Consider the following 23,277-nt stretch of genomic DNA (forward strand, 5'->3'; position numbering starts at 1 on the left):
AGGCGGCATCGGAATCTGAACAGGGGGCTCTGGTGTAATCTCGCGGCTGTTTTGCCGATCCGAGACCGCCCGCAATGACCCACGCCAACCTGTCCGTCGCCCCCTCCAAGGGGATTCCGCTGCACGTGAAGGTGTTGCTTGGCTTCGTCATCGGCGCCGTGCTCGGCGTGCTGGTTCACACGTACATTGGCGCCGATACGCCATGGGTGGCTGGCGTCATCGCCTACGTGGCCAAGCCGTTCGGGCAGATCTTCCTCAACCTTCTCTTCATGCTGGTGCTGCCGCTGATGTTCTCGGCACTGGTGCTGGGCGTGACCGAACTTGGCGACATCGCCAGCCTCGGCCGCCTGGGCTGGCGCACGCTGACCTACACGGCGGTGGTCACCGGTGCGGCTGTCGCGATCGGCCTGTTGATGGTCAACCTGATCCAGCCCGGGCTGCACATGGACCCGGTGCTGGTGCAGAAGGCGATGAGCGACAACGCCGACCGCATCGGCGAGATCGTGACCAACGGCCAGCAGCTGCGCTTCTTCGACCTGCTGGTCAACATCGTTCCGCACAACGTCGTCACCGCCGCCGGCGATGACAAGCAGAAGCTCGGCATCGTCTTCTTCGCACTGATGATCGGCATCGGCCTGGTGCTGACGCCGTCGCCGGCGACGCAGGCGTTCAAGCACGCGCTGCAGGGGCTGTTCGAGATCAGCATGCGCCTGATCGGGCTGTTCATCCGCCTGGCGCCGTACGCCGTGGCCTGCTTCATGTTCACGTTGTGCGCGAAGCTGGGTGGCGATGCGCTCACCAGCCTGGCCTACTTCGTGGTCACGGTCGTGCTGGCGCTGGCCATCCACATGTTCGTGGTGCTGCCGCTGTGGGTGAAGTTCATGGGCGGCATGTCGCCGCGCGTGTTCTTCCGCGGCAGCCAGGAAGCCGTGCTGACCGCGTTCGCCACGGCGTCTTCCACCGCCACCTTGCCGGTCACCCTGCGCGTGGCCGAAGAAAACCTGCACCTGCCGCGCAAGGTCAGTCGTTTCGTGCTCACCGTCGGCGCTTCGGCCAACCATCACGGCACCGCGCTGTTCGAAGGCGTGACCGTGCTGTTCCTGGCGCAGGTGTTCGGCCTGCACCTGCCGCTGGCCGAGCAGCTGATGGTGCTGGGGCTGTGCATCCTCGGCGGCATCGGTACCGCCGGTATTCCGTCGGGTTCGTTGCCGGTGATTGCGATGATCTGCGGCATCATCGGCCTCAACCCGGCGGGCATCGGCATCATCCTGGGCGTCAACAGCTTCCTCGACATGTGCCGCACCTCGCTCAACGTGACCGGTGACCTGGCGACGGCAGTCGTGGTTTCCGCCCGCAGTGGCGAGGCCGAAGTTGCGTTGGCGGCGACGGAAAACGTGGAAACCGTGGAAAACGTGCTGTAGAAGCCGTCGCAGGGGCCGCGGTAAAAGCCGCGGTCACCCGGCTCCGCTTACGGCGGAGCGAGCCTGGATAAGCCGGCCACCCGCGCCGGCTCCCATCACGGAACATCTGAACAAGTCTCACCCTGCCAACCCGGGCGCAGCGAGGGATCTGTTTTCGCGGCGAAACAGCAGGTCCCTCGCTGCGCTCGGGACGACATGCGCTCTATCCAGTCCTTCCCTGGCGTCGGCGCGAGGCATCCGTTGACCGAGGACGACGCACCCGCTTGGTAAGCTCGGGCATCCGACACCGGAGCCAGGCGATGAGCGAAGCCCGCGCTGTCCCGCCGAAGCTGCCGTTGCACTGGAAGATGCTGATCGGCTTCATGGTCGGTCTCGCCCTCGGACTGCTCGTGTACTACACCCGTGGTGCCGACGCCGGGTGGGTGAAGCTGCTCACCACCTACGTCACCCAGCCCGCGGCGACGATCTTCCTGCGCCTGATCTTCATGCTGGTGATCCCGCTGCTGTTTTCCGCGCTGGTGATCGGTGTGTCGGAGATGGGCGACGTCCGCGCCTTTGGCCGCGTCGGCTGGAAGACGCTCAGCTACACCGTGGTGATGTCGGCGCTGGCGGTCGTGCTGGGCCTGGTGATGGTCAACGTGTTCAAGCCGGGTGCCGGCGTGGACGAGGCGCAGGCGCTCAAGCTGCTCAGCGACAACGCCGAACGCGCGCGCGGCATCGTCAGTGACCTGGGCGAACAGCCCAAGGGCCTGGACATGCTGTTGTCGATCGTGCCCGACAACGTCGTCGCGGCGGCGTCCAGCAACGGCACCATCCTGTCGGTGATGTTCTTCGCGCTGATGCTCGGCATCGGCCTGGTCGTCACCCGCAACGAGGCGACGCAAACGCTCACGCGCGCTATCCAGGGCGTGTTCGACGTATCGATGACCCTGATCGGCATGGTGATCCGCCTGGCGCCGTATGCGGTGGCGTGCCTGATGTTCAACATGACCGTGGTGTTCGGCTGGGACCTGCTGTTCAAGCTGGCCGGCTATGTCGCCGTGGTGGTTGGCGCGCTGGCGCTGCATATGTTCGTGACCTATTCGATCGCGCTGAAGTTCATCGGTGGCCGTTCGCCGCTGCAGTTTTTCCGCGCGGTGCAGGAAGCAATGCTGCTCGCCTTCTCCACCGCTTCCAGCAACGCCACGCTGCCGACGTCGCTGCGCGTCGCCGACGAGAAGTTGAAGCTGCCGCGCAACATCTCGCGCTTCGTCCTCACCGTCGGCGCCACCGCCAACCAGAACGGCACGGCGCTGTTCGAAGGCGTCACCGTGATCTTCCTCGCCCAGTTCTTCGGCGTGGACCTGTCGCTGACCCAGCAGGTGACGGTGATGTTCGTGTGCATCCTCGGCGGCATCGGCACCGCGGGCGTGCCGTCGGGTTCGTTGCCGGTGGTGGCGCTGATCTGCGCGATGGTCGGCGTGAAGCCCGAAGGCATCGGCCTGATCCTGGGCGTCAACCACTTCCTCGACATGTGCCGCACCACGCTCAACGTGACCGGTGACCTGGCCATCGCGGCGATGGTGTCGAAGGGAGAGCGCGAAGCGTAGGCGGTACGTGGCGCGTGGCTATACTCGACGGGCGCAAAGGAAGGCGTCCATGGCGGGTGCCGTGCGCGATGGGATGAACCGATGAAAGGAATGATGTTGCTGGGCCTGCTCGCCGTCATGGGCGTAGCGAATGCGGACACGGGCAAGCCCGGCTGCCAGGCCAACTACAAGCAGGAAGGCAGCTTCTTCGGCGGCCGTAGCTTCAGCACCTTCGATGTGCTGCCCGGCGTATCCAGGGACGTGGCGTTCAAGCGCGTCTATACCGAGCTGATGAAGTCCGGATTCAAGGTGACCAGCTCCGACAAGGGGATGGGCGTGCTCACGGCCGAGTACGTGGCCACGCACAACGGCGGTTCGGTCTCGCTGCCGGTGAACGTGGTGATCGAACCGGAAGGCAAGAGCGTCAAGGTCAATATCAGCAAGACGACGCCGGGCGGCTACGCCACCAGCGAAGATTTCCAGATCAAACAGATGTGCGCCATCATCGATACGGCCAACGGCAAGTAAGCCGTCCCGGGTCACCGCACAACGCCCCGCCTGTCGGGGCGTTGTCGTGTGGGGCGGGTCTCGACCCGCCACCCAACATGTTCCGCCGCGTGGCGAAGGGAATCGACGCTGCGCCGCAACCTTTGGCGGGTCGGATGGCGGGTCGGATGGCGGGTCGAGACCCGCCCTACGCCTGCACCAAGCCACGCGACCCTCGCCACGACCCAAACGTGGGTCCCGCCGACCCACGCGACCCTCGCCACGAACCACGCTCGGGTCCGGCCGACCCACGCGACCCTCGCCGCGACCCAGACGTGGGTCCCGCCGACCCACGCGACCCTCGCCACAACCCAGACGCGGGTCCGGCCGACCCACGCGACCCTCGCCACGACCCAGACGCGGGTCCGGCCGACCCGCGCGACCTTCGCCGCGACCCACACTCGGGTCCCGCCGACCCACGCGACCCTCGCCGTGACCCACGCGCGGGTCCGGCCGACCCACGCGACCCTCACCACAACCCAGACGCGGGTCCGCCGCCTCCGCTGTGGGACAATGGCGCCCTTCGCCGGCCCGCAGTGCTGCCCGCCGCGCCTCTCTTCCCCGCTTCCCGCCTCCAGCCGCCTCCCATGACGACGCCCCAGCCTGCTCGCCGCGAACTCGCCAACGCCATCCGTTTCCTCGCCATCGACGCGGTCCAGGCCGCCAACTCCGGCCATCCCGGCATGCCCATGGGCATGGCCGACATCGCCGAAGTGCTGTGGAACGACTACCTGCGCCACAACCCGGCCAATCCGTCGTGGTTCAACCGCGACCGTTTCATCCTCTCCAACGGCCATGGCTCGATGCTGCAGTACGCGTTGCTGCACCTGGCGGGCTACGACCTGTCGATCGAGGACCTGAAGAAATTCCGCCAGCTCGAATCCAAGACGCCGGGCCACCCCGAGAACTTCATGACGCCGGGCGTGGAAACCACCACCGGCCCGCTCGGCCAGGGCTTTGCCAACGCGGTGGGCATGGCGCTCGCCGAAAAGCTGCTGGCGCAGCGCTTCAACCAGCCCGGCTTCGAGGTCGTCGACCACCACACCTATGTGTTCATGGGCGACGGCTGCCTGATGGAAGGCATCTCGCACGAAGCCGCCTCGCTCGCCGGCACCTGGGGCCTGAACAAGCTGATCGCGTTCTGGGACGACAACAAGATCTCGATCGACGGCAACACCGACGGCTGGTTCACCGACAACACCCCGGCGCGCTTCGAGGCCTACGGCTGGAACGTCGTGCGCGGCGTCAACGGCCATGACAGCGTCGAGATCAAGACCGCGATCGAGACCGCGCTCAAGTCCAGCGACAAGCCGACGCTGATCTGCTGCCGCACCACGATTGGCTTCGGTTCGCCCGGCAAGGCCGGCAAGGAATCCAGCCACGGTGCGCCGCTGGGCAAGGACGAGATCGTCGCCACGCGCGCCGCGCTGGAGTGGTCGCACGACGCGTTCGTGATCCCGCAGGAGATCTACGATGCCTGGCGCACCGACGCCGGCGCCAAGCGCGAGGCGCAGTGGAACGAGGTGTTCGCGGCCTACACCGCGAAGTTCCCGGAGCTGTCCGCCGAACTGCTGCGCCGCAACCGCAACGAGCTGCCGGAAGGTTTCATTGCCGCCGCCGATGCCTACATCACCAAGCTGCAGGCCGAAGGCCCGGTGGTGGCTTCGCGCAAGGCCTCGCAGATGGCGATCGAAGCCTTCGCGCCGCTGCTGCCGGAACTGATCGGCGGCTCCGCCGACCTCGCCCATTCCAACCTGACGTTGTGGAAGGGCAGCAAGTCGGTCGCCAGCACCGACCCGAACGCCAACTACATCTACTTCGGCGTGCGCGAATTCGCGATGACCGCGATCAGCAACGGTCTGGGCCTGCACGAGTGCTTCATCCCGTACGACGCGACGTTCCTGGTCTTCAGCGACTACGCGCGCAACGCCGTGCGCATGAGCGCGCTGATGGGCGCGCACGCGATCCACGTCTACACGCACGACTCCATTGGCCTGGGCGAAGACGGTCCGACCCACCAGCCGATCGAGCACCTGGCCTCGCTGCGCTACATCCCGGGCAACGACGTGTGGCGTCCGTGCGACGCGGTCGAGTCCGCGGTGTGCTGGAAGAAGGCGATCGAGCGCCATGACGGCCCCAGCTGCCTGATCTTCTCGCGCCAGAACCTGCCGCATCAGACGCGTAGCGCGCAGCAGGTCGCCGACATCGAACGCGGCGGCTACGTGCTGAAGGATTCGGTCGGCGCGCCGGAGATCATCCTGATCGCCACGGGTTCCGAAGTGGGCCTGGCGATGCAGGCTGCAGCGCAGCTCGGCGACAAGGTGCGCGTGGTGTCGATGCCGTCGACCGACGTGTTCGATCGACAGGATGCGCAGTACCGCGAGAGCGTGCTGCCGAAGGCCTGCCGCAAGCGCATCGCGATCGAAGCCGGCGTCACCGGCTTCTGGCGCGCGTACGTCGGCCTGGACGGCGCGGTGATCGGCATCGACAGCTATGGCGCCAGCGCGCCGATCGAACAGCTGCTGCCGCATTTCGGTTTCACCGTGGACAAGGTGGTCGAGGCGGCCCGCTCGATCGGTTGAGGTTGTCGACCCGCTGCAAAAGTAAAACGGCGCCCGCGGGCGCCGTTTTCATTGGCGCGATCCACAGGCGCGGCGCCAGGTGGTTCGTTGACGTTCCCGCACCTCGCCCATACGCTCACCAGCCATCGACGGGATCGAATGCTGGAGGCAGTCGTGCACATGGACAGTCGGGTTCGTTGTTTCGCGGCGATGCTGGTGTTGTCCGCGCTTGTTGCCTGCGCAACGCGCGGTGCGCGCGACCAGATCGAAGCACGCATGTTCATCCCGCCGGCCGCGACGCGGATCGAGCTGAAGCAAGACGAGCGATTCCTGATGGCGATCCCGGTCGAGCAACCGATGCCGGTGTTTCCTGCGGGCATCGACCACGGTGACTTCGCGCCCACGACGCTGTGCGCCGATATCGTCGTGGATGCGACGGGCGACGTCGGCGATGTTCGGCCGCTCCCCGGCGATTCCGAATGCGCGGACCCGGCCGGCACTTCCGCCACCTTGCTGGTTCAGGCGGTGATCGCTGCGGCACGAAAGTGGTCGTTCGTCGCCGCAGCCATCTGCAAGCCGGCCTCGCCGCAGGACGAGGACTGCGAGGGCGCCGATGCGCAGGTTCGCGCCGTTCCGGTCAGGCTGGCGTATGCGTTCACGTTCTCCCGCGAGGCGGGCAAGGCAAGCGTGCGCGCCGCCGCGCGCCATTGAGGGCCGGCACGGGCAGGGGACTGCTTCGCCCCTTGTGGCCTCGCCCGTTTCCCGGCACCCTGCGCGATCCATACGCAAGCGTACGCGAATGATCCCCGCCGCCGATCCGACCGCCGCACACCCCGTCTTCCCCAACTTGTTCGCTCCACTCGACCTGGGCTTCTGCACGTTGCCCAACCGCGTGCTGATGGGATCGATGCACACCGGACTGGAAGACAAGGCGCGCGATTTCCCGAAGTTGGCCGCGTATTTCGCCGAACGCGCCGAAGGCGGCGTGGGCCTGATGGTCACCGGCGGCTTCTCGCCGAACATCGAAGGCTGGCTGAAGCCGTTCGGCAGCAAGCTGCGCTGGCCGTGGGATGTCGGCAAGCATCGCCAGGTCACGCGCGCGGTGCACGCGCATGGCGGTCGCATCTGCCTGCAGATCCTGCATTCGGGTCGCTACGGCTACCAGCCGCTGCAGGTCGCGCCGTCGAAGTTGAAGGCGCCGATCAATCCGTTCACGCCGCGCGCGCTGTCCGCTGGTGGCGTCGAACGGCAGATCCGCGCTTTCGTGCGTACGGCGAAGCTTGCGCGTGACGGTGGCTACGACGGCGTGGAGGTGATGGGTTCGGAAGGCTACCTGCTGAACCAGTTCACCGTGCCGCGCACCAACAAGCGCACCGATGCCTGGGGTGGCGATGCTGCAAAGCGCATGCGCTTCGCGGTGGAGATCGTGCGCCGCATCCGCGAGGCCTGCGGTCCCGACTTCATCATCATCTACCGGTTGTCGATGCTCGATCTCGTCGACGACGGCGGCACCTGGGACGACGTCGTAGCGCAGGCAAAAGCAATCGAAGCCGCCGGCGCGACGATCATCAACACCGGCATCGGCTGGCACGAAGCGCGCATCCCGACCATTGCGACCTCGGTGCCGCGCGCTGCGTTCACCGGCATCACCGCGCGCCTGAAACCGCACGTGCAGGTGCCGCTGGTCACCACCAACCGCATCAACATGCCCGATGTCGCCGAACGCATCCTCGCGAGTGGTGAAGCCGACATGGTGTCGATGGCGCGACCGCTGCTCGCCGATCCGCAGTGGGTGAACAAGGCGCGTGCGCGGCGCGTGGATGAGATCAACACCTGCATCGCCTGCAACCAGGCGTGCCTGGACCACGTGTTCCAGAACAACACCGCCAGCTGCCTGGTCAACCCGCGCGCCTGTTCGGAAACGCAGCTGGTCTATCGCCCTGCGAGCACCGCGAAAACAGTCGCGGTCGTCGGTGCCGGTCCCGCGGGGCTCGCCGCCGCGACGGTGGCGGCGGAGCGCGGGCATCGCGTCACCTTGTTCGATGCCGCCGGTGACATCGGCGGCCAGTTCAACCTGGCCAAGCGCATTCCCGGCAAGGAGGAATTCTTCGAGACGCTGCGCTATTTCCGTCGAAAGCTGGAACTTACCAAGGTCGACGTGCGCCTCAACACGCGCGCCGATGTCGCGACGCTGGCCACGGCATTCGATGAAGTCGTCCTCGCCAGCGGCATCCAGCCGCGCAAGGTGGATTTCCCCGGTTCAACGCACGCGAAAGTGGTGAGCTACATCGACGTGCTGACCGGACGCGTCGTGCCGGGCGCGAAGGTCGCGATCGTGGGTGCGGGCGGCATCGGCTTCGATGTCGCCGAGTTCCTCGTGCATGCGGCGCACGGCTTCGATGGCGCCATGCCGACGCTGGACGCGCAACGCTGGCGTGCGGAGTGGGGGGTGGACCTGGGCTACGACGGCAACCGCGGCGGCTTGCGCAAAGCCGCACCGGAAGCCCCGACGCGCGAGGTCTGGTTGCTGCAGCGCAGCCCCGGCAAGCCCGGCGCCAAGCTCGGCAAGACGACCGGCTGGATCCATCGCGCCACGCTGAAGGCGAAGCAGGTGCGCATGCTCGGTGGCGTGGACTATGTCGGCGTCGATGACGAAGGCTTCCACATCCGCGTCGATGGCGCGCTGCAGACGCTGCCCGTCGACCACGTCGTGATCTGCGCGGGACAGGAGCCGCATCGCCCGCTGGCGGACGAACTGCGCGCGCTGGGTGCCAGCGTGCACGTGATCGGCGGTGCCGATGTCGCCGCGGAGCTCGATGCCAAGCGTGCGATCGACCAGGGCAGCCGGGTGGCTGCGGCGCTGTAGAGCGGGCCTTGGCCCGCCGCGCCAGGACGGCATCAATGGGGCGGGCCTTGGTGCGCCAATCCCGCGTCTTCTTCCGAACGCAGTCTGCGATGACGGGCGGCGGGTCAAGACCCGCCCTACGAAGGTTCGACCCTCTGGACTCGATGCCTCAGAACTGGTCCAGCGGAATCTTCAGGTAGCGCACGCCGTTGGGCGACGCCTCCGGCAGCGTGCCGGCGCGCAGATTGACCTGCAGCGCGGGCAGGATCAGCGCCGGAACGGCGAGCGTGGCATCGCGTGCTTCGCGCATGGTGACGAACTCGGTTTCGCTCACGCCGATGCGAACGTGGATGTTGCTGCGCTTCTGTTCGCCGATCGTGGTTTCGCCCAGCGGGCCGCGGCCCTTGTTGTCGTCGCGCCCGCCTTCCACCGGCTTGATGCCGTAGTCGTGGCAGACGAATACGCGTGTTTCATCCGGCAACTCGAAGAGGTGGTGGATCGAGCGATACAGCATCGCCGCGTCGCCACCGGGGAAGTCGCAGCGCGCGGTGCCGGCGTCAGGCATGAACAGCGAGTCGCCAGTGAACAGCGCGTCGCCGATGAGGTAGGCCAGGCTGTCGCGGGTGTGGCCGGGCACCGGGATCGCGCGCGCCTTGATGCTGCCCAGGGTGAATACGTCGTCGTCGCCGAACAGGCAGTCGAACGTCGAGTGCGGACCGGAGATCCTGTCTTCCAGGTCGAACACGGTGGCGAACGTGCGCTGCACCTCGCGGATGCCCTGGCCGATGGCGACCATTGCATCGGGCAACCGCTTGGCCAGCCATTGCGCGGCGGTGAGGTGGTCGGCGTGGGCGTGGGTTTCCAGCAGCCAGCGCACCTGCAGGCGCTGTTCGATGACGCACTCGAGCAGCTGTTGGGCGAAGGTGTTTCCGGTGCGGCCGGACTTGGCATCGAAATCCAGCACCGGATCGATGATCGCGGCCTGCCGCGTGGCCGGATCGGCGACGACGTAGCTCCAGGTCCCCGACTCGGCGTGGTGGAACGGGTGGACGACGGGTGCAGGCGATGCGATGGCAGCGGTCGTCATGGCTTGCCTGGTGTTTCGTTGACCAGGGTTTCGTTGAGCAGGTTGGACAATCGCCATGCGGCCTGCCGCACGCGTTGTTCCGCCAATGCCCGCTGCGCGTCGTTGTAGCGGTGGTCCAGCTTGTGTTCTTCCGCGCCGCTCGCGGTGGTCGGGTAGAGCTGGCGCGCATCGATCAGGCGGCAGGATTCGCCGGCCCAGGCGGCCGCGCCACTCAGCAGGCCGCCCGCCGGGGGCCACGGCTGGCGATCGAGCCGGTCCGCGTACGCCGCGACGCTCAGGCCGCGCTCGCCGAGGATGTAGTAGTCCCACACCGAATGCAGGTTGGTGCCCATCACGTGCGTCGCGCGGTCGTACTTGTCGCGGGCATAGGCCTCGGGCTCGAGGTCGGTGGTGAGGCTGACCTGGTACTTGTTGCCGCCGAGGTCGCGGTGGTTGCTCGAGTGCAGCGGCTGGTGCACGTCGCCGACGAAGTGGACCAGGAACTTCAGCGCCTCGCGCCGGGCCTCGACCGGCTGGCTGCGATCAGCCAGGACCTTGCGCTGGGCCTCGATCGCGCCGACCACGCACTGGCCGTCCGGGCAGTCGCGTCGGGCGTCGAAATTGCAGCCGCCACCGGTCATGTCGGCGTAGTGCCAGCGGCTGGTGGCCTTGAAGCGTGCCGGGTCGCTGTCGCGCAGGGTGTCGGCCCAGGTGGCCACGCCGGCCAGGGTCGGGGTGGGTTCATCGGCGAGCAGTTCCGCGACCTGGGCCCGCGCGGCCGGGGTCAGGTGGCGCTGGGCCAGCTCGCCGATCAGGCGGTGCCCCAGGGCGCTCCAGGCCCCGACGGGGGTGGCCAGGACGAGCAGGAGCAGGGTCGGGACGACGATGGCGAGGCGGCGGGTGGATCGGCGCATGCAGCGGGCTCGTTCGGGGCAGGCACGCCTGAGTGGGTGCCCGGGGGAGGGGGAACGGCTAAAATAGCGACCTTTCGTCGCAAATCCCACCGCAGGAGTCCCCCCGAAATGGCGATCAAGGTTGGCATCAACGGCTTCGGCCGCATCGGCCGCAACGTGTTGCGCAGCGCCGTGCAGAACTTCGGCAACGATATCGAGATCGTCGCCATCAACGACCTGCTGGAGCCCGAGTACCTGGCCTACATGCTGCGTTACGACTCCGTGCATGGTCGCTTCAAGGGCGACGTGTCGGTCGAAGGCAACACCCTGGTCGTCAACGGCAAGAAGATCCGCCTGACCCAGGAACGCGATCCGGCCAACCTGAAGTGGGATGAAGTCGGCGCCGACGTCGTCATCGAATCCACCGGCCTGTTCCTCGACAAGGTCACCGCGCAGAAGCACCTCGACGCCGGCGCGAAGAAGGTCGTGCTGTCCGCTCCGTCGAAGGACGACACGCCGATGTTCGTCTACGGCGTGAACCACGCCAAGTACAACGGCGAAGCGATCATCTCCAATGCCAGCTGCACCACCAACTGCCTGGCGCCGATCGCCAAGGTCGTCAACGACAAGTGGGGCATCAAGCGCGGCCTGATGACCACCGTGCACGCCGCCACCGCGACGCAGAAGACCGTCGACGGCCCGTCCAACAAGGACTGGCGCGGCGGCCGCGGCATCCTCGAGAACATCATTCCGTCCAGCACCGGCGCCGCGAAGGCCGTCGGCGTGGTGATCCCGGAACTCAACAAGAAGCTCACCGGCATGGCCTTCCGCGTGCCGACGTCCGACGTGTCGGTGGTCGACCTGACCGTTGAACTCGACAAGCCCGCCACCTACGCCGAGATCTGCGCGGAAATGAAGGCGCAGTCGCAGGGCGCACTCAAGGGCGTGCTGGGCTACACCGAAGACAAGGTCGTCGCGACGGATTTCGTCGGCGAGACCTGCACCTCGGTGTTCGATGCCGAAGCCGGCATTGCGCTGGATGGCACCTTCGTCAAGCTGGTCAGCTGGTACGACAACGAATGGGGCTACTCCAACAAGTGCCTGGAAATGGTCAAGGTCGTCGCCGGCAAGTAAGCGATACCGAAGCAGTCACGAAAAACCCCGCGCAAGCGGGGTTTTTTTGTTGGTGGCAAGGGACGCCATGCTTTTTGTAGAACCGGAAGGCTCCGTTGCCATCGTGTTGGCAATGAAAACTGCGGCACCTGCGATGAAAGCAGAACGCCGCGCTACGGGCGTCGCGTGACATGGTGACGCCGCTTGCCGGGCAGTGTCAGGTTCGCCCATTCGCGGGAAGGCAGGGCCTCGCGCAGGGACGGAGCCCCGTCGCTTTTGGTGTAACGTCCCACCGACTGCGAGGGGACATGGACCGATGGAAGGATTGATCGTACTGGTCGTACTGGCACTGCTGGCCGTGCCGGTGTTGCTGATCGCGGCGCTGGTGATGATCAGCGGACTCAAGCAGCGCGTGGGTCGACTGGAAGCGGACGTGCAGGCGCTGCGTGGGGCGTCGCAGGCGGCCGAGCCGTCGCTGGGCGACTGGATGCGGGCCCAACCTTCGCCAGCGCAGCGCGAGTCGACATCTGTCCGGCGCGAGCCGATGCCAGGCGCGGCGGTTGCATCATCGTCCCTGGATACCGGTAGCAACAACGCCGCGTCAGGCGAGTCGGCGGCGTCGCCGGCGATCCAACCGCCTACCGACCGTACTGTCGAACCTGAAGACGGCGCCGCAGTGTCGGCCGCGGTTCCGCCGCCGCTGCCCGACATGCCGGCGCGCGCCGCGGCTTCAACACCGTCCGTGCGCGATGCCACCCCCCCGGCGTCCGCGCGTCCACGCATTCCCACGCCGCCGCGCCGCCCCGATCCGCTGACGCTGGGCCTGCGTGCGGTGCGACGCTGGTTCACCGAAGGCAACGTGCCGGTGAAGGTCGGCGTGCTGGTGCTGTTTGCCGGCGTCGCCGCGTTGCTCAAGTACGCCACCGACCAGGGCTGGTTGCACCTGCCGATCGAACTGCGACTGGCGGGCGTGGCGTTGTCGGCGCTGGGCGGGCTGGTGTTCGCGTGGCGCCAGCGCGAGACGCGGCGCAGCTTCGCACTGGCCGTACAGGGTGGTGCGATCGGCGTGCTGCTGCTGGTGGCGTTCGCGGCGTTCAAGCTCTACCACCTCATTCCCGCGGGTGCGGCGTTCGGCCTGAGCGTGGCGATCGTCGCCGGTGCGGGCGTCCTCGCGGTGCTGCAGGATGCGCTCGCGCTGGCGGTGCTGGCGTTGCTCGCCGGCTTCCTCGCACCGTTGTGGCTGTCGACCGGAAGCGGCAACCACGTCGCGCTGTTTGGCTACTACGCGGTGCTCAACGCCGCGATCTTCGTCATCGCGTGGTTCCGTTCGTGGCGCCTGCTGAACCTGCTGGGTTTCGTGTTCACCTTCGGCATCGGCACGCTGTGGGGCGCCTGGGATTACAAGCCGGAGAAGTTCGGAACGACGCAACCGTTCCTTGCGCTCTTCTACGCGTTCTACCTGCTGATCCCGATCTTCCATGTGCGCCGCCGTGCGGGTCGCCGTGGCGCGATCGAAGGCTGCCTGGTGTTCGGCACACCGCTGGTGGCGTTCTCGCTGGAAGCCGGATTGCTGCATGGGACCTTCCCGGACGCGGCGCGCATGATGCTGGCGTTCTGCGCGCTCGGACTGGGCGTGGTGTACGCCGCGCTGGCCTGGCTGCTGCGCAATCGCGAGAGGCTGATGGAACTCTCCACGCCGTGCGCGTTGCTCGCCGTCGGGTTCGCCACGCTCGCGGTGCCGCTGGCGTTGTCGGCGCAGGCGACCGCAAGCGTATTCGCGCTGGAAGGTGCGGCATTGGCGTGGCTGGGATTGCACCAGGGACGACGCCTGCCGCAGGCGACCGGACTGCTGTTGCAACTGCTGGCCGCGCTGAGTTTCGTGATTGGCGTTGGCAATTCCGTCGCGCCGCTGCAGGCCGTGGTGAATGCGCGTTTCATGGGCGCGCTGCTGATCGCGTTGGCGGGCTTCGCCTGTGCGTGGAGCTATCGACGCAAGGCGATCACGACCTTCGCCCTGCCGTACTACCTGTGGGGGCTGGCGTGGTGGGCCGGCAACGGCCTCACCGAGATCGCGCGCTTCGTCGCCGATCCCGTACAGGTGGACGCGACGATGTTGTTTGTCGTCGCCACGGGCTGGATCGCGGCGGAAGTGCAACGTCGCGCCCCGGCGCGTGCGCTGGCGTGGACGGCGGTCGCCGCCATGGCGCTCCCCGTGGTGCTGGCGCTGGTGCAGGCGACGACCCATGCGCATCCGTTCCGCGACTACGGCTTGGTCGCGTGGCTGCTGTACGCCGTGGCCGGCTGGCGCATCCTGGGTTGCCTGCGTGTCGATGTCGACGTTCGTGCCGATGCCGATGTCGACCATGCGGACGTCGAACGCGACGGTCCCGCCCACGCCAACCTCGGTATCGCCGTCGCGCACAGCGCGTGGCTGTGGGCATGGCCGCTGGCAGTCGCGTTGTTCCTGCAGCACTTCGCACACCAGGCGCAGCTAGGCGACGGCTGGCGTCTGGCGGCGTTCGGCCTGCCGTGGCTGCTGACGGCAGCGCTGGTCCAATGGCGACCGGCGCTGGTTGCGATGCCGCTTGTGGATCGCTTCGCGGAATGGCGCGCGCCGTTGCAGGGTTCCTTCATCGCGGCCCTGGCATTGGCGGCGTTGGGTGCATTGTTCGCGCCGGGTGCGGCCGATCCGCTGCCGTGGGTTGCGATGCTCAATCCGCTGGACCTCGCACAGGCCGCCGTACTTGTGCTGGCGATGAAGTGGCTCGCGAGCGAACTCGCGCCCGACGACCTGCGCGCGCTGCGCATTCCTGCGCTGGCTGCGGCCGCATTCGCGCTGATCACCACGATCACGCTGCGCGCGACGCACCACTGGGGCGGCATCGCATGGGATTCCGCGATGTTCTCCGCCAGCCTGGTGCAGACCAGCCTGACCATCGTGTGGAGCGTGCTGGGCGTGCTGGGCTGGATCGTCGGTTCGCGACGCGGCCAACGCGGGTTGTGGCTTGCCGGTGCGGTGCTGATGGCGGTGGTGCTGGCCAAGCTCGTGCTGGTCGATCGCCAGCACCTGGGCAACCTGCTGGGCATTGCGTCCTTCATCGCCTACGGCCTGCTGTGCACGGCCGTGGGCTACTTCGCGCCGGCGCCGCCAAGGGCTGCGTCCGATGAATCGAACGCGACGGAGGAAACTGCATGAACGCTTCCGCCCTCCGACGACTGATCGCCTTCGCCTGGATCATCCTCGCCTGCATCCCGCCGCTGCTCGCCTTCGCCGCGGTGCGCGACGACTACGCGCGGCAATGGCCACTGACGCTTGCGCACGACAACGAGGGCGCCTATCGCGCCACGCTCGACGAAAACGTCTACCGGCAACTACGCGATCGACAGGTGCGCGACTTCGTCGTCGTCAATGCCGACGGCACGCCGGTGGCCACCGCGGTGTTCGCACCCGAGGAAGCCCTGGTGAAGCCGGCACAGCGCATCGCCTTGCCGTGGTTTGCGTTGCCGGCGTCCGCCGCCGATGCCGGTGCGAAGGGGTGGGAGCTGGTGAGCCAGGCCGACGCCGATGGCAGGCTTAGCCGGGTGGAGGCGCGCATCACCGACACCGCCGCTGCCGCATTGCCGCGCAGCGCACTGCTGGTGGATGTGAGTCGCGTGCGTGACGCGATCGTCGCACTGGAGCTGCAGTGGCAGCCGATCGATGCACTGGATCTCGGCTACCGCGTGGAAGGCAGCGACGACCTCGAGCATTGGCAACCGCTGGCGACGCGCGGTCGCCTGGTCGACCTGCAGCGCGAAGGCGTGCGCCTGCTGCATCGACGCATCGAGCTGTACGGCCTGCTGCCGCACTACCAGAAGCTGAAGTACCTGCGCCTCACGCCCGATCGCCGCGATCAGGCGATCACCATCACCGCCGTCAATGCCGAGCTGGCCGCGGCGCGTGCGGCGGTACAGCCGAAATGGCTGGAGCTGAAGGGCGAGCGCACGACGGCCGACGGCGGCGATGCCTTCGAATTCCAGATCGAAGGCCGCTTCCCCGTGCAGCAGGCGGACGTCGCCATCGCCGGCAACCATGCGGTGGAGTGGCGACTGGAAAGTCGCGACAACGACGAAGACGACTGGCAGCCTCGCGCCGGCCCATGGGTGGCGTACCAGCTGGGCGCGAGCGGTCCCGGCAATCATTCCGCGCCGCGCGAATTGAATGTGCCGGTGCGTGACCGCCAATGGCGCCTGCGCGCCAATGGCAAGCTCGACGCGGAGCCGACGTTGCGTCTGGGTTATCGGCCGGAAATCGTCGTGTTCCTCGCGCAGGGTCCAGCCCCCTACACACTCGCAGCCGGCAGCGCACGCGCGCAGCGGGCGACATCGCCGATTCCGCAGCTGGTCGCCGAATTGCGTCGCAAGCGTGGTGCCGACTGGCAGCCTGCGCCGGCTTATCTCGGCGTGCCGCAGGTGCTTGCCGGCGACGCCGCGCTGCGCGAGGCGCGCGACTGGAAGGCATGGTTGTTGTGGGCGGTGCTGGGGCTGGGCGCGCTGGTCGTGGTCGCGTTCGCGGTCACCCTGCTGCGCGGTGCAGCGCCGAAGCCCGCAGAGGGCGGCGACGCCTGATGCGGGGCGCGGCGGCCCGCTGTTCGGGTCGCTTCAGCGTGGCGATCCGAACCAGCGATCCACCTGCGGAAGCGCTGGCAACATGCCAATCGCCGCCAATTCCGCCGGGCCGTGCTGCCGCCGCGTTTGAAAGCCCGGCCCTGGCGCCGGACAATGTGCGCCCTTTTTCGCCGCCGGCCCCCCAACGGCCCAGGAGCCCCATGTCCATCCTCCGCATGACCGACCTCGACCTCGCCGGCAAGCGCGTGCTGATCCGCCAGGACCTCAATGTCCCGGTCGCGGAGGGCAAGGTCACCTCCGACCAGCGCCTGACCGCGTCCATCCCTACGCTGAAGCTGGCCCTGGAGCAGGGCGCCGCGGTGATGGTGATGTCGCACCTGGGGCGGCCGAAGGAAGGCGCGTGGACGCAGGAAGACTCGCTCGCACCGGTCGCGGCGCGGCTGTCGGAACTCATGGGTCGTGACGTGCCGCTGGTGAAGGACTGGGTGGACGGTGTCGAGGTCGCGCCGGGCCAGCTGGTGCTGCTCGAGAACTGCCGAATGAACGTCGGCGAGGGCAAGGACAACGAAGACCTGTCGAAGAAGTACGCCGCGCTGTGCGATGTCTTCGTCATGGACGCGTTCGGCACCGCGCACCGCGCGCAGGCCTCCACGCATGGGGTCATCAAGTTCGCGAAGCAGGCCGCCGGCGGCCCGTTGTTGATGGCGGAGCTCGACGCGCTGGCCAAGGCGCTGGACAACCCGGCGCGCCCGCTGCTGGCGATCGTCGCCGGCTCCAAGGTCAGTACCAAGCTGGAGCTGCTGTCCTCGCTGGTGGGCAAAGTCGACCAGTTGATCGTCGGTGGCGGCATCGCCAACACCTTCATCACCGCGATGGGCTTTGGCGTCGGCAAGTCGCTGGTCGAGATGGACCTGCTCGATACCGCGAAGAAGATCATCGCCGACGCGAAGGCGCGCGGCGCCGACATCCCGGTGCCGACCGACGTGGTCGTCGCACCGGCATTCGCCGCGGATGCGCCGGCGACAATCAAGTCGGTCGATGCCGTTGGCGCGGACGACATGATCCTCGACATCGGCCCGGACACCGCGGCGCGTTACGCGCAGATGATCGCCAACGCAGGCACGGTGGTGTGGAATGGGCCGGTTGGCGTGTTCGAGTTCGACGCCTTCGGCAAGGGTACGGAAACGTTGGCGCGCGCGATTGCCGCGTCGAAGGCGTTCTCGATCGCCGGTGGCGGCGACACGCTGGCGGCAGTGGACAAGTACGGCATCGAGGACGACGTTTCCTACATCTCCACCGGCGGCGGCGCGTTCCTGGAATTCCTGGAAGGCAAGGAGCTGCCGGCGGTCGCGGCGCTCAAGGCGGCCCGCGATTGAAATGAAGCCGCGGGGATATCGATGCCGCGCCCGCGGCCGGGAACGTCAGGCGGCGGGCTGCAATTCCTTTGACGTAGGTGCACGGTAAACATGGCCACGATCTTCTTCGACATGGACGGTACGCTGATCAATTCCGAGATCGGCATCACCCGCTGCGTCGCGCACGCGTTGACGCAGATGGGGCTGGAAGTCCCGCCGCATGCGGAACTGCGCCGCTGGATCGGCCCGTCGTTGCGCACCAGCTTCGCGCCGCTGCTGCGCGACGACGACAAGGTTGAGCAGGCGGTATTGCACTACCGCGAACGCTTCGAGTCGCACGGTTGGGCGGAGCACGAGGTCTATGACGGCATCGCCGACGCCATCGAAGCCCTGCATGACGCCGGCCACCGGTTGGCGGTGGTGACGGCGAAGAACGAGCCGCATGCGCGCAAGATCGCCGCGCATCTGCCGTTTGGCGAGCGCTTCGTCGACGTCATCGGTGCCACCATCGACGGCAGCCGCAGCGACAAGCCGGACCTGATCGCCGAGGCCCTGCGTCGACTCGACGCTGCGCCCGACGATTGCTGGATGATCGGTGATCGCCGCATGGACGTCGAAGGCGCGCGCCATCACGGCATGCGCAACATCGGCGTGCTGTGGGGGTTTGGCGGGCGCGACGAACTGCAGGGCGCCGGTGCAGGGCTGATGGCGACCCATCCGGGTGAGTTGCGGGCGTTGCTCGCGGCCTGATACGTCATCGCAGCGGTGCCTGTGGACTGGTGCGCCAGTCGCTACGCATCGGGGCTTTCGTGTATCCAATGTCATCCCCGCGAAGGCGGGAAGCGCTTTACAACGGCGAAGCCGGTCATCCAGTGACGCCAGGTGGTTGGCGGCACGGAACACGGCAGTTTTCGACGTGCACGGAAGTCGATGGATGAAGCGCTTCCCGCCTTCGCGGGATGACGGCAAGAACACCGGCCACCCTTCCCGTCACCTTCCCCGATCTCCGCCTGTGACGCCGACCCCAGCCGCGGCGACTGACTTCGTTTTCAGCGGCGCGCGCGGTCAGGTGCAACTTCCGCTGTGCTAGGTTTCGGCCATCCCCGGAAAGAACGCCAATGTCCGCCAATCCGCGCCGCACCAAGATCCTCGCCACCCTCGGCCCTGCCACCGATGCACCGGGCGTGCTCGATGCCCTGCTCGCGGCGGGTGTCGATGTCGTCCGTCTCAACTTCTCGCACGGCGATCCGTCAGGGCAGGTCGCGCGCGCCAACGCCGTGCGCGAAGCCGCACGCCGCGTCGGGCGCGAGGTCGGCATCCTCGCCGACCTGCCCGGTCCGAAGATCCGCATCGAGAAATTCGCGCAGGGCCGCGTGCAGCTCAGCGCCGGCGCGCGCTTCGACCTGGTCGCCAGTGCCAGCGCCGCGCCGGGCAACGAGAGTGAAGTCGGGGTGAGCTACCTCGGCCTGCCCGGCGACGTCGTGCCCGGCGACGTACTGCTGCTCGACGACGGCATGCTGCAGTTGCGCGTCGATCGTGTGGAAGGCGAACGCATCATCAACACCGTGCTCAACGATGGTGCGTTGTCGGATCGCAAGGGCCTGAACAAGCAGGGCGGCGGCCTGTCCCTGGGCGCGCTGACCGAACGCGATCGCGAGCTGATCAAGGTCGCGGCCGAACTCGATGCGGACTTCATTGCCGTGTCGTTCTGCCGCAACGCGCAGGACATGCACGACGCCCGCCAGGTTGCCCGCGAAGCCGGTAGCGACGCTGCGCTGGTGTCCAAGATCGAGCGCGCCGAAGCCATCGAGAACCTGCGCGAAATCGTGCTCGCCAGCGACGTGGTGATGGTCGCGCGCGGCGACCTGGGCGTGGAGATCGGCGACGCCGAACTGCCCGGCCTGCAGAAGAAGATCATCCGCGAATCGCTGGAGTGCGGGCGCGTGGTCATTACCGCGACGCAGATGCTGCAGTCGATGGTCGACAGCCCGATCCCGACGCGCGCCGAAGTGCTCGACGTTGCCAACGCGGTGATCGACGGCACCGACGCGGTGATGCTGTCGCAGGAATCGGCGGCCGGGAAATATCCGATAAAGGCGGTGGAAGCGATGGCGCGCATCTGTCTCGGTGCCGAGCGCCAGTTCGAAGCCGATACCGACTTCGAGGATGCCCCGCGCAACCTCGAACGCGCCGATCAGGCCATCGCGATGGCCGCGATGTTCCTGTCCGAACACATCGGCGTGCGCGCCATTCTCGCTGCCACCGAATCGGGCGGCACCGCCCGCTTCCTGTCGCGCTTCCGCTCACCGGTGCCGATCTTCGGCCTGTCGCGCCACGACGGTGCGCGCCGGCGCATGGCGATGATGCGCGATGTATTCCCGATCGATTTCGACAGCCGCGGCCTGGCGTCGCGCGAGGCCGCGCGGCAGTCGATCAAGCAGCTCTACGACGCCGGTCAGCTGGTCGAGGGCGATCGGGTGATCTTCACCAGTGGCGACCACATGGAGCATCACGGCGCGACCAATACGCTGCGCCTGCTGCAGGTGGGCGAGGCGGGGAAAGCGGAAGGCCTCGGCGAGCTGTAGGGCGGGTCTCGACCCGCCATTGGGATCGAGCGCTGTACGGCGGGGGCTCGCCCCGGCCATTGCGATTTCCAGGCAATCCGTGGACCCGGATTTGCGTGACGGATGCGACGCGGGGAGAGGGCCGGGTGGCTTCCTGGTCGGTCATGGCGGGTCAAGACCCGCCCTACGCCCTTGGCCACGGATGTAATCGCTGGCTGTTCGCGTCCGGCCGCCGTTGGACCGTCCCGGTGGTTCCGCTGGGACGGTCATCGCCAGCCAGTCTGGACCTCGGCCCAGGCGCCCCGGCGGGGAGGGTCGGACCGCCGGTCCGGGCTATAATCGCGGACTTTCCCAAGCCCTCAGGATCCCCCGCATGAGCATCGAACAGCTTGCCGAAACCGCCCAGGCCATGGTCGCCCCGGGCAAGGGCATCATCGCGATCGACGAATCCACCGCGACCTGCGCCAAGCGCTTCGCCGGTGTCGGCATCGAGAACACCGAAGAGAACCGTCGCCGCTACCGCGAGCTGCTGCTGACCACGCCGAACCTGAGCGACTACATCTCCGGTGCGATCCTGTTCGACGAGACCATCCGCCAGTCCACCAGCGACGGCGTGCCGTTCGCCAAGTACATGATGGACCACGGCATGATCCCGGGCATCAAGGTCGACAAGGGCACGCACAACCTCGCCGGCTGCCCGGGCGAAGTGGTGACCGAAGGCCTCGACGGCCTGCGTGCGCGGCTGGAGGAGTACTACAAGCTCGGTGCCCGCTTCGCCAAGTGGCGCGCGGTCATCAACATTGGTGACGACATCCCGTCGGGCACCTGCATCGAAGCCAACGCCCATGCGCTCGCGCGCTACGCCGCGCTGTGCCAGGAGCAGGGCCTGGTGCCGATGGTCGAGCCGGAAGTGATCATGGATGGCTCGCACGACATCGACGAATGCTTCCAGGTCACCGAAGTGACCCTGCGTTCGCTGTTCTCCTCGCTGGTCGAGCAGAACGTCGTGCTGGAAGGCACCATCCTGAAGGCCTCGATGGTCGTGCCGGGCACCACCAGCGGCGAACAGGCCGGTGTCGAGGAAGTCGCCGCGGCCACGCTGCAGTGCTTGAAGTCGACCGTGCCGGCGATCCTGCCGGGCATCGTGTTCCTGTCCGGCGGCCAGTCTGATGAAGCCGCCACCGCGCACCTCGACGCGATGAACCGCATGGGCCCGAACCCGTGGCCGCTGTCGTTCTCCTACGGCCGCGCCATGCAGGCTGCCGCGCTCAAGCTGTGGTCCCAGGACCTGGTGAACAACTTCGCTGCCGCACAGAAGACCGTGTACGCCCGCGCCAAGGACAACGGCCTGGCCGCGCTGGGCCAGTGGCAGAAGGCGTAAGCCTCCGCGCTACCTGCCACATGAAAAACGCCGGCCATGTGCCGGCGTTTTTCTTTGCTGGCGCTGCGAGGTGTCGCGCGCGTGCTGCATGCGCGAGCCCGCGCGATCAATCCCGGTGCGTCAGCTCACCACTTGCGGCAGTCCCGTCGTTCCGCGCTGCAGCCAGCGATGCTCGATCACGTGCATCATCACGTCGGCGATGGTCTTGAGCGCGCCGAACAGCAGCAGCCCGCCGCTGCTTCCGAGGATCATCCCCAGGATGATGGTGATGTGCATCGGGAACACGCGCAGGTACGGCAGGAACATCAGCGATCCCAGGTTCGGTACCCGGCGCAGGTCCGCGGCGACGTGCGCACGGTGCGAGGCGCGGTGGGTGAACCAGAACAGCAGCGACGCCGCGATCACCAGCAGGAAGTCGGTGGGCGTGATGTGGTCGAGCGGTTGTCCTGGTGGGAACCCGGTGCCGGACGTCGCCAGCGCTGTCATCACCACCAGGAAGACCAGGTAGACGAAGTGGAAGAAGCCGTAGTGCACGACGAAGAAGATCGCGGTGCTGCGTTGCGACGCAGGAGTGGCTTCCACGGGCTGGTCGTTGACGGAAAAGCCGTCGGTACTGAACTTCGTCAGCGCCAGGATGCGCTTGCGCGCGTACCAGCCGATGATCACCGACTGACACCAGTACGGCCACAGCAGCATGACCAGCGGCCAGTGCTGCGACCACGCCATCGCCAGCGTGGCAAGGTTGGCGATGACGATCGCCAGGATGGTGATGTCAGGCATCGTCGGGTTCCTGCTCCAGTGCGCCGCGCAGGATCGTCGCCATGCGCGCGTCCAGGCAGCACAGCAGCACGTGCCGCGGACGCGCCTGAGCGCGCTGCCATTCACGCACGGTAGCGACGGCGATCGTCGCTGCGAGCTCGTGTGGATAGCCGAACACGCCACAGCTGATCGCCGGGAACGCGATGGAACTGATGCCGTTTTCCTGCGCCAGGCGCAGCGATTCGCGGTAGCAGCTGGCCAGCAGCCGCGGCTCACCGTCGTTGCCGCCTTCCCAAACTGGGCCGACGGTGTGGATCACGTGCCGCGCCAGCAATTTGTGCCCGCGGGTAATGCGTGCCTCGCCGGTAGGGCAGCGCACGCCGGGCTCCACTTCCGCCAGCGCGCGGCATTCGGCCAGCAATCCCGGTCCCGCGGCGCGATGGATCGCGCCGTCGACGCCGCCACCGCCCAGCAGGGCCTCGTTGGCCGCATTGACGATGGCGTCCACTGCGAGGATGGTGATGTCGCCCTGGATGACTTCGATGTTCATGGCGTCCCCCCGGTCGCTCGACTTTGCTGATTCTGCCTCAATGCGGC

The 23,277-nt window shown here is 67.3% G+C and carries 17 protein-coding genes; 13 read left to right on the plus strand and 4 right to left on the minus strand.

What is annotated here, in order from left to right; genetic code table 11:
- The first annotated feature begins 74 nt into the window (after positions 1-74).
- From ACYVD7_RS04435 to ACYVD7_RS04460, 6 genes are all read left to right on the plus strand, one after another.
- Positions 75-1,421: a dicarboxylate/amino acid:cation symporter gene (locus tag ACYVD7_RS04435; protein WP_460759557.1), complete on the plus strand. Its 1,347-nt coding sequence runs from the start codon at positions 75-77 to the stop codon at positions 1,419-1,421.
- A gap of 299 nt (positions 1,422-1,720) precedes the next feature.
- Positions 1,721-3,010: a dicarboxylate/amino acid:cation symporter gene (locus ACYVD7_RS04440; RefSeq protein ID WP_460759560.1), complete on the plus strand. Its 1,290-nt coding sequence runs from the start codon at positions 1,721-1,723 to the stop codon at positions 3,008-3,010.
- A gap of 81 nt (positions 3,011-3,091) precedes the next feature.
- A complete protein-coding gene (locus tag ACYVD7_RS04445; RefSeq protein WP_460759562.1) occupies positions 3,092-3,517 on the plus strand; it encodes a hypothetical protein in 426 nt (141 codons plus the stop codon).
- Between the two features lie 605 nt (positions 3,518-4,122).
- Positions 4,123-6,117: a transketolase gene (tkt, locus tag ACYVD7_RS04450; RefSeq protein ID WP_460759565.1), complete on the plus strand. Its 1,995-nt coding sequence runs from the start codon at positions 4,123-4,125 to the stop codon at positions 6,115-6,117.
- 255 nt (positions 6,118-6,372) lie between these two features.
- A complete protein-coding gene (locus ACYVD7_RS04455) occupies positions 6,373-6,807 on the plus strand; it encodes a hypothetical protein (RefSeq protein ID WP_460759567.1) in 435 nt (144 codons plus the stop codon).
- A gap of 88 nt (positions 6,808-6,895) precedes the next feature.
- Positions 6,896-8,962 (plus strand): oxidoreductase, encoded by a 2,067-nt coding sequence (locus ACYVD7_RS04460; protein ID WP_460759569.1) that lies wholly within the window; start codon positions 6,896-6,898, stop codon positions 8,960-8,962.
- Between the two features lie 148 nt (positions 8,963-9,110).
- On the opposite strand, the gene ACYVD7_RS04465 is transcribed toward ACYVD7_RS04460, so the two are convergent.
- Together ACYVD7_RS04465 and ACYVD7_RS04470 are read right to left on the minus strand one after the other, a co-directional pair.
- Positions 9,111-10,028 (minus strand): MBL fold metallo-hydrolase, encoded by a 918-nt coding sequence (locus ACYVD7_RS04465; RefSeq protein ID WP_460759571.1) that lies wholly within the window; start codon positions 10,026-10,028, stop codon positions 9,111-9,113.
- The gene (locus ACYVD7_RS04470; protein ID WP_460759574.1) at positions 10,025-10,921 is read right to left on the minus strand and encodes a S1/P1 nuclease; all 897 of its coding nucleotides are present in this window, start codon (positions 10,919-10,921) and stop codon (positions 10,025-10,027) included. Before ACYVD7_RS04470 ends, ACYVD7_RS04465 begins: the two co-directional genes overlap by 4 nt.
- Before the next feature lie 108 nt (positions 10,922-11,029).
- Here ACYVD7_RS04470 and gap point away from each other — a divergent pair, with 108 nt between their 5' ends.
- The 7 genes from gap (at position 11,030) to ACYVD7_RS04505 (ending at position 21,921) form a co-directional block, all read left to right on the plus strand.
- Entirely contained in the window at positions 11,030-12,034 is a 1,005-nt protein-coding gene (gap, locus tag ACYVD7_RS04475) for a type I glyceraldehyde-3-phosphate dehydrogenase (protein WP_460759576.1), read from the plus strand.
- A 295-nt stretch (positions 12,035-12,329) separates the two neighbouring features.
- Positions 12,330-15,209 carry a DUF2339 domain-containing protein gene (locus ACYVD7_RS04480; RefSeq protein WP_460759579.1) on the plus strand — a complete coding sequence of 960 codons (2,880 nt, stop codon included), beginning with the start codon at positions 12,330-12,332 and terminating at the stop codon, positions 15,207-15,209.
- Positions 15,206-16,621 (plus strand): DUF3999 domain-containing protein, encoded by a 1,416-nt coding sequence (locus ACYVD7_RS04485; protein WP_460759582.1) that lies wholly within the window; start codon positions 15,206-15,208, stop codon positions 16,619-16,621. The genes ACYVD7_RS04480 and ACYVD7_RS04485 overlap by 4 nt, the downstream gene beginning before the upstream one ends.
- Before the next feature lie 200 nt (positions 16,622-16,821).
- On the plus strand, positions 16,822-17,997 hold the full coding sequence (locus ACYVD7_RS04490) for a phosphoglycerate kinase (protein ID WP_460759585.1): 1,176 nt from the start codon (positions 16,822-16,824) through the stop codon (positions 17,995-17,997).
- Between the two features lie 90 nt (positions 17,998-18,087).
- Complete coding sequence (locus ACYVD7_RS04495; protein WP_460759587.1) at positions 18,088-18,726, plus strand: HAD hydrolase-like protein; 639 nt, start codon at positions 18,088-18,090, stop codon at positions 18,724-18,726.
- A gap of 368 nt (positions 18,727-19,094) precedes the next feature.
- Positions 19,095-20,561, plus strand: a complete 1,467-nt coding sequence (gene pyk / locus ACYVD7_RS04500) for a pyruvate kinase (protein WP_460759590.1) — start codon at positions 19,095-19,097, stop codon at positions 20,559-20,561.
- A 352-nt stretch (positions 20,562-20,913) separates the two neighbouring features.
- Positions 20,914-21,921: a class I fructose-bisphosphate aldolase gene (locus ACYVD7_RS04505; RefSeq protein WP_460759593.1), complete on the plus strand. Its 1,008-nt coding sequence runs from the start codon at positions 20,914-20,916 to the stop codon at positions 21,919-21,921.
- A 120-nt stretch (positions 21,922-22,041) separates the two neighbouring features.
- Here ACYVD7_RS04505 and ACYVD7_RS04510 read toward each other — a convergent pair whose 3' ends face one another.
- Positions 22,042-22,701, minus strand: a complete 660-nt coding sequence (locus tag ACYVD7_RS04510; protein ID WP_460759596.1) for a DUF6498-containing protein — start codon at positions 22,699-22,701, stop codon at positions 22,042-22,044.
- A complete protein-coding gene (locus tag ACYVD7_RS04515; RefSeq protein WP_460759598.1) occupies positions 22,694-23,230 on the minus strand; it encodes an O-acetyl-ADP-ribose deacetylase in 537 nt (178 codons plus the stop codon). The genes ACYVD7_RS04510 and ACYVD7_RS04515 overlap by 8 nt, the downstream gene beginning before the upstream one ends.
- Positions 23,231-23,277 lie beyond the last annotated feature (47 nt).

The organism is Lysobacter fragariae, from assembly GCF_054779775.1.

Bases quoted from the DNA above. Each gene is read 5' to 3' on its own strand.
- ACYVD7_RS04435 (WP_460759557.1), top strand. From the start codon at position 75: ATGACCCACGCCAACCTGTCCGTCGCCCCCTCCAAGGGGATTCCGCTG.
- ACYVD7_RS04440 (WP_460759560.1), top strand. From the start codon at position 1,721: ATGAGCGAAGCCCGCGCTGTCCCGCCGAAGCTGCCGTTGCACTGGAAG.
- ACYVD7_RS04445 (WP_460759562.1), top strand. From the start codon at position 3,092: ATGAAAGGAATGATGTTGCTGGGCCTGCTCGCCGTCATGGGCGTAGCG.
- tkt (WP_460759565.1), top strand. From the start codon at position 4,123: ATGACGACGCCCCAGCCTGCTCGCCGCGAACTCGCCAACGCCATCCGT.
- ACYVD7_RS04455 (WP_460759567.1), top strand. From the start codon at position 6,373: ATGTTCATCCCGCCGGCCGCGACGCGGATCGAGCTGAAGCAAGACGAG.
- ACYVD7_RS04460 (WP_460759569.1), top strand. From the start codon at position 6,896: ATGATCCCCGCCGCCGATCCGACCGCCGCACACCCCGTCTTCCCCAAC.
- ACYVD7_RS04465 (WP_460759571.1), bottom strand. From the start codon at position 10,028: ATGACGACCGCTGCCATCGCATCGCCTGCACCCGTCGTCCACCCGTTC.
- ACYVD7_RS04470 (WP_460759574.1), bottom strand. From the start codon at position 10,921: ATGCGCCGATCCACCCGCCGCCTCGCCATCGTCGTCCCGACCCTGCTC.
- gap (WP_460759576.1), top strand. From the start codon at position 11,030: ATGGCGATCAAGGTTGGCATCAACGGCTTCGGCCGCATCGGCCGCAAC.
- ACYVD7_RS04480 (WP_460759579.1), top strand. From the start codon at position 12,330: ATGGAAGGATTGATCGTACTGGTCGTACTGGCACTGCTGGCCGTGCCG.
- ACYVD7_RS04485 (WP_460759582.1), top strand. From the start codon at position 15,206: ATGAACGCTTCCGCCCTCCGACGACTGATCGCCTTCGCCTGGATCATC.
- ACYVD7_RS04490 (WP_460759585.1), top strand. From the start codon at position 16,822: ATGTCCATCCTCCGCATGACCGACCTCGACCTCGCCGGCAAGCGCGTG.
- ACYVD7_RS04495 (WP_460759587.1), top strand. From the start codon at position 18,088: ATGGCCACGATCTTCTTCGACATGGACGGTACGCTGATCAATTCCGAG.
- pyk (WP_460759590.1), top strand. From the start codon at position 19,095: ATGTCCGCCAATCCGCGCCGCACCAAGATCCTCGCCACCCTCGGCCCT.
- ACYVD7_RS04505 (WP_460759593.1), top strand. From the start codon at position 20,914: ATGAGCATCGAACAGCTTGCCGAAACCGCCCAGGCCATGGTCGCCCCG.
- ACYVD7_RS04510 (WP_460759596.1), bottom strand. From the start codon at position 22,701: ATGCCTGACATCACCATCCTGGCGATCGTCATCGCCAACCTTGCCACG.
- ACYVD7_RS04515 (WP_460759598.1), bottom strand. From the start codon at position 23,230: ATGAACATCGAAGTCATCCAGGGCGACATCACCATCCTCGCAGTGGAC.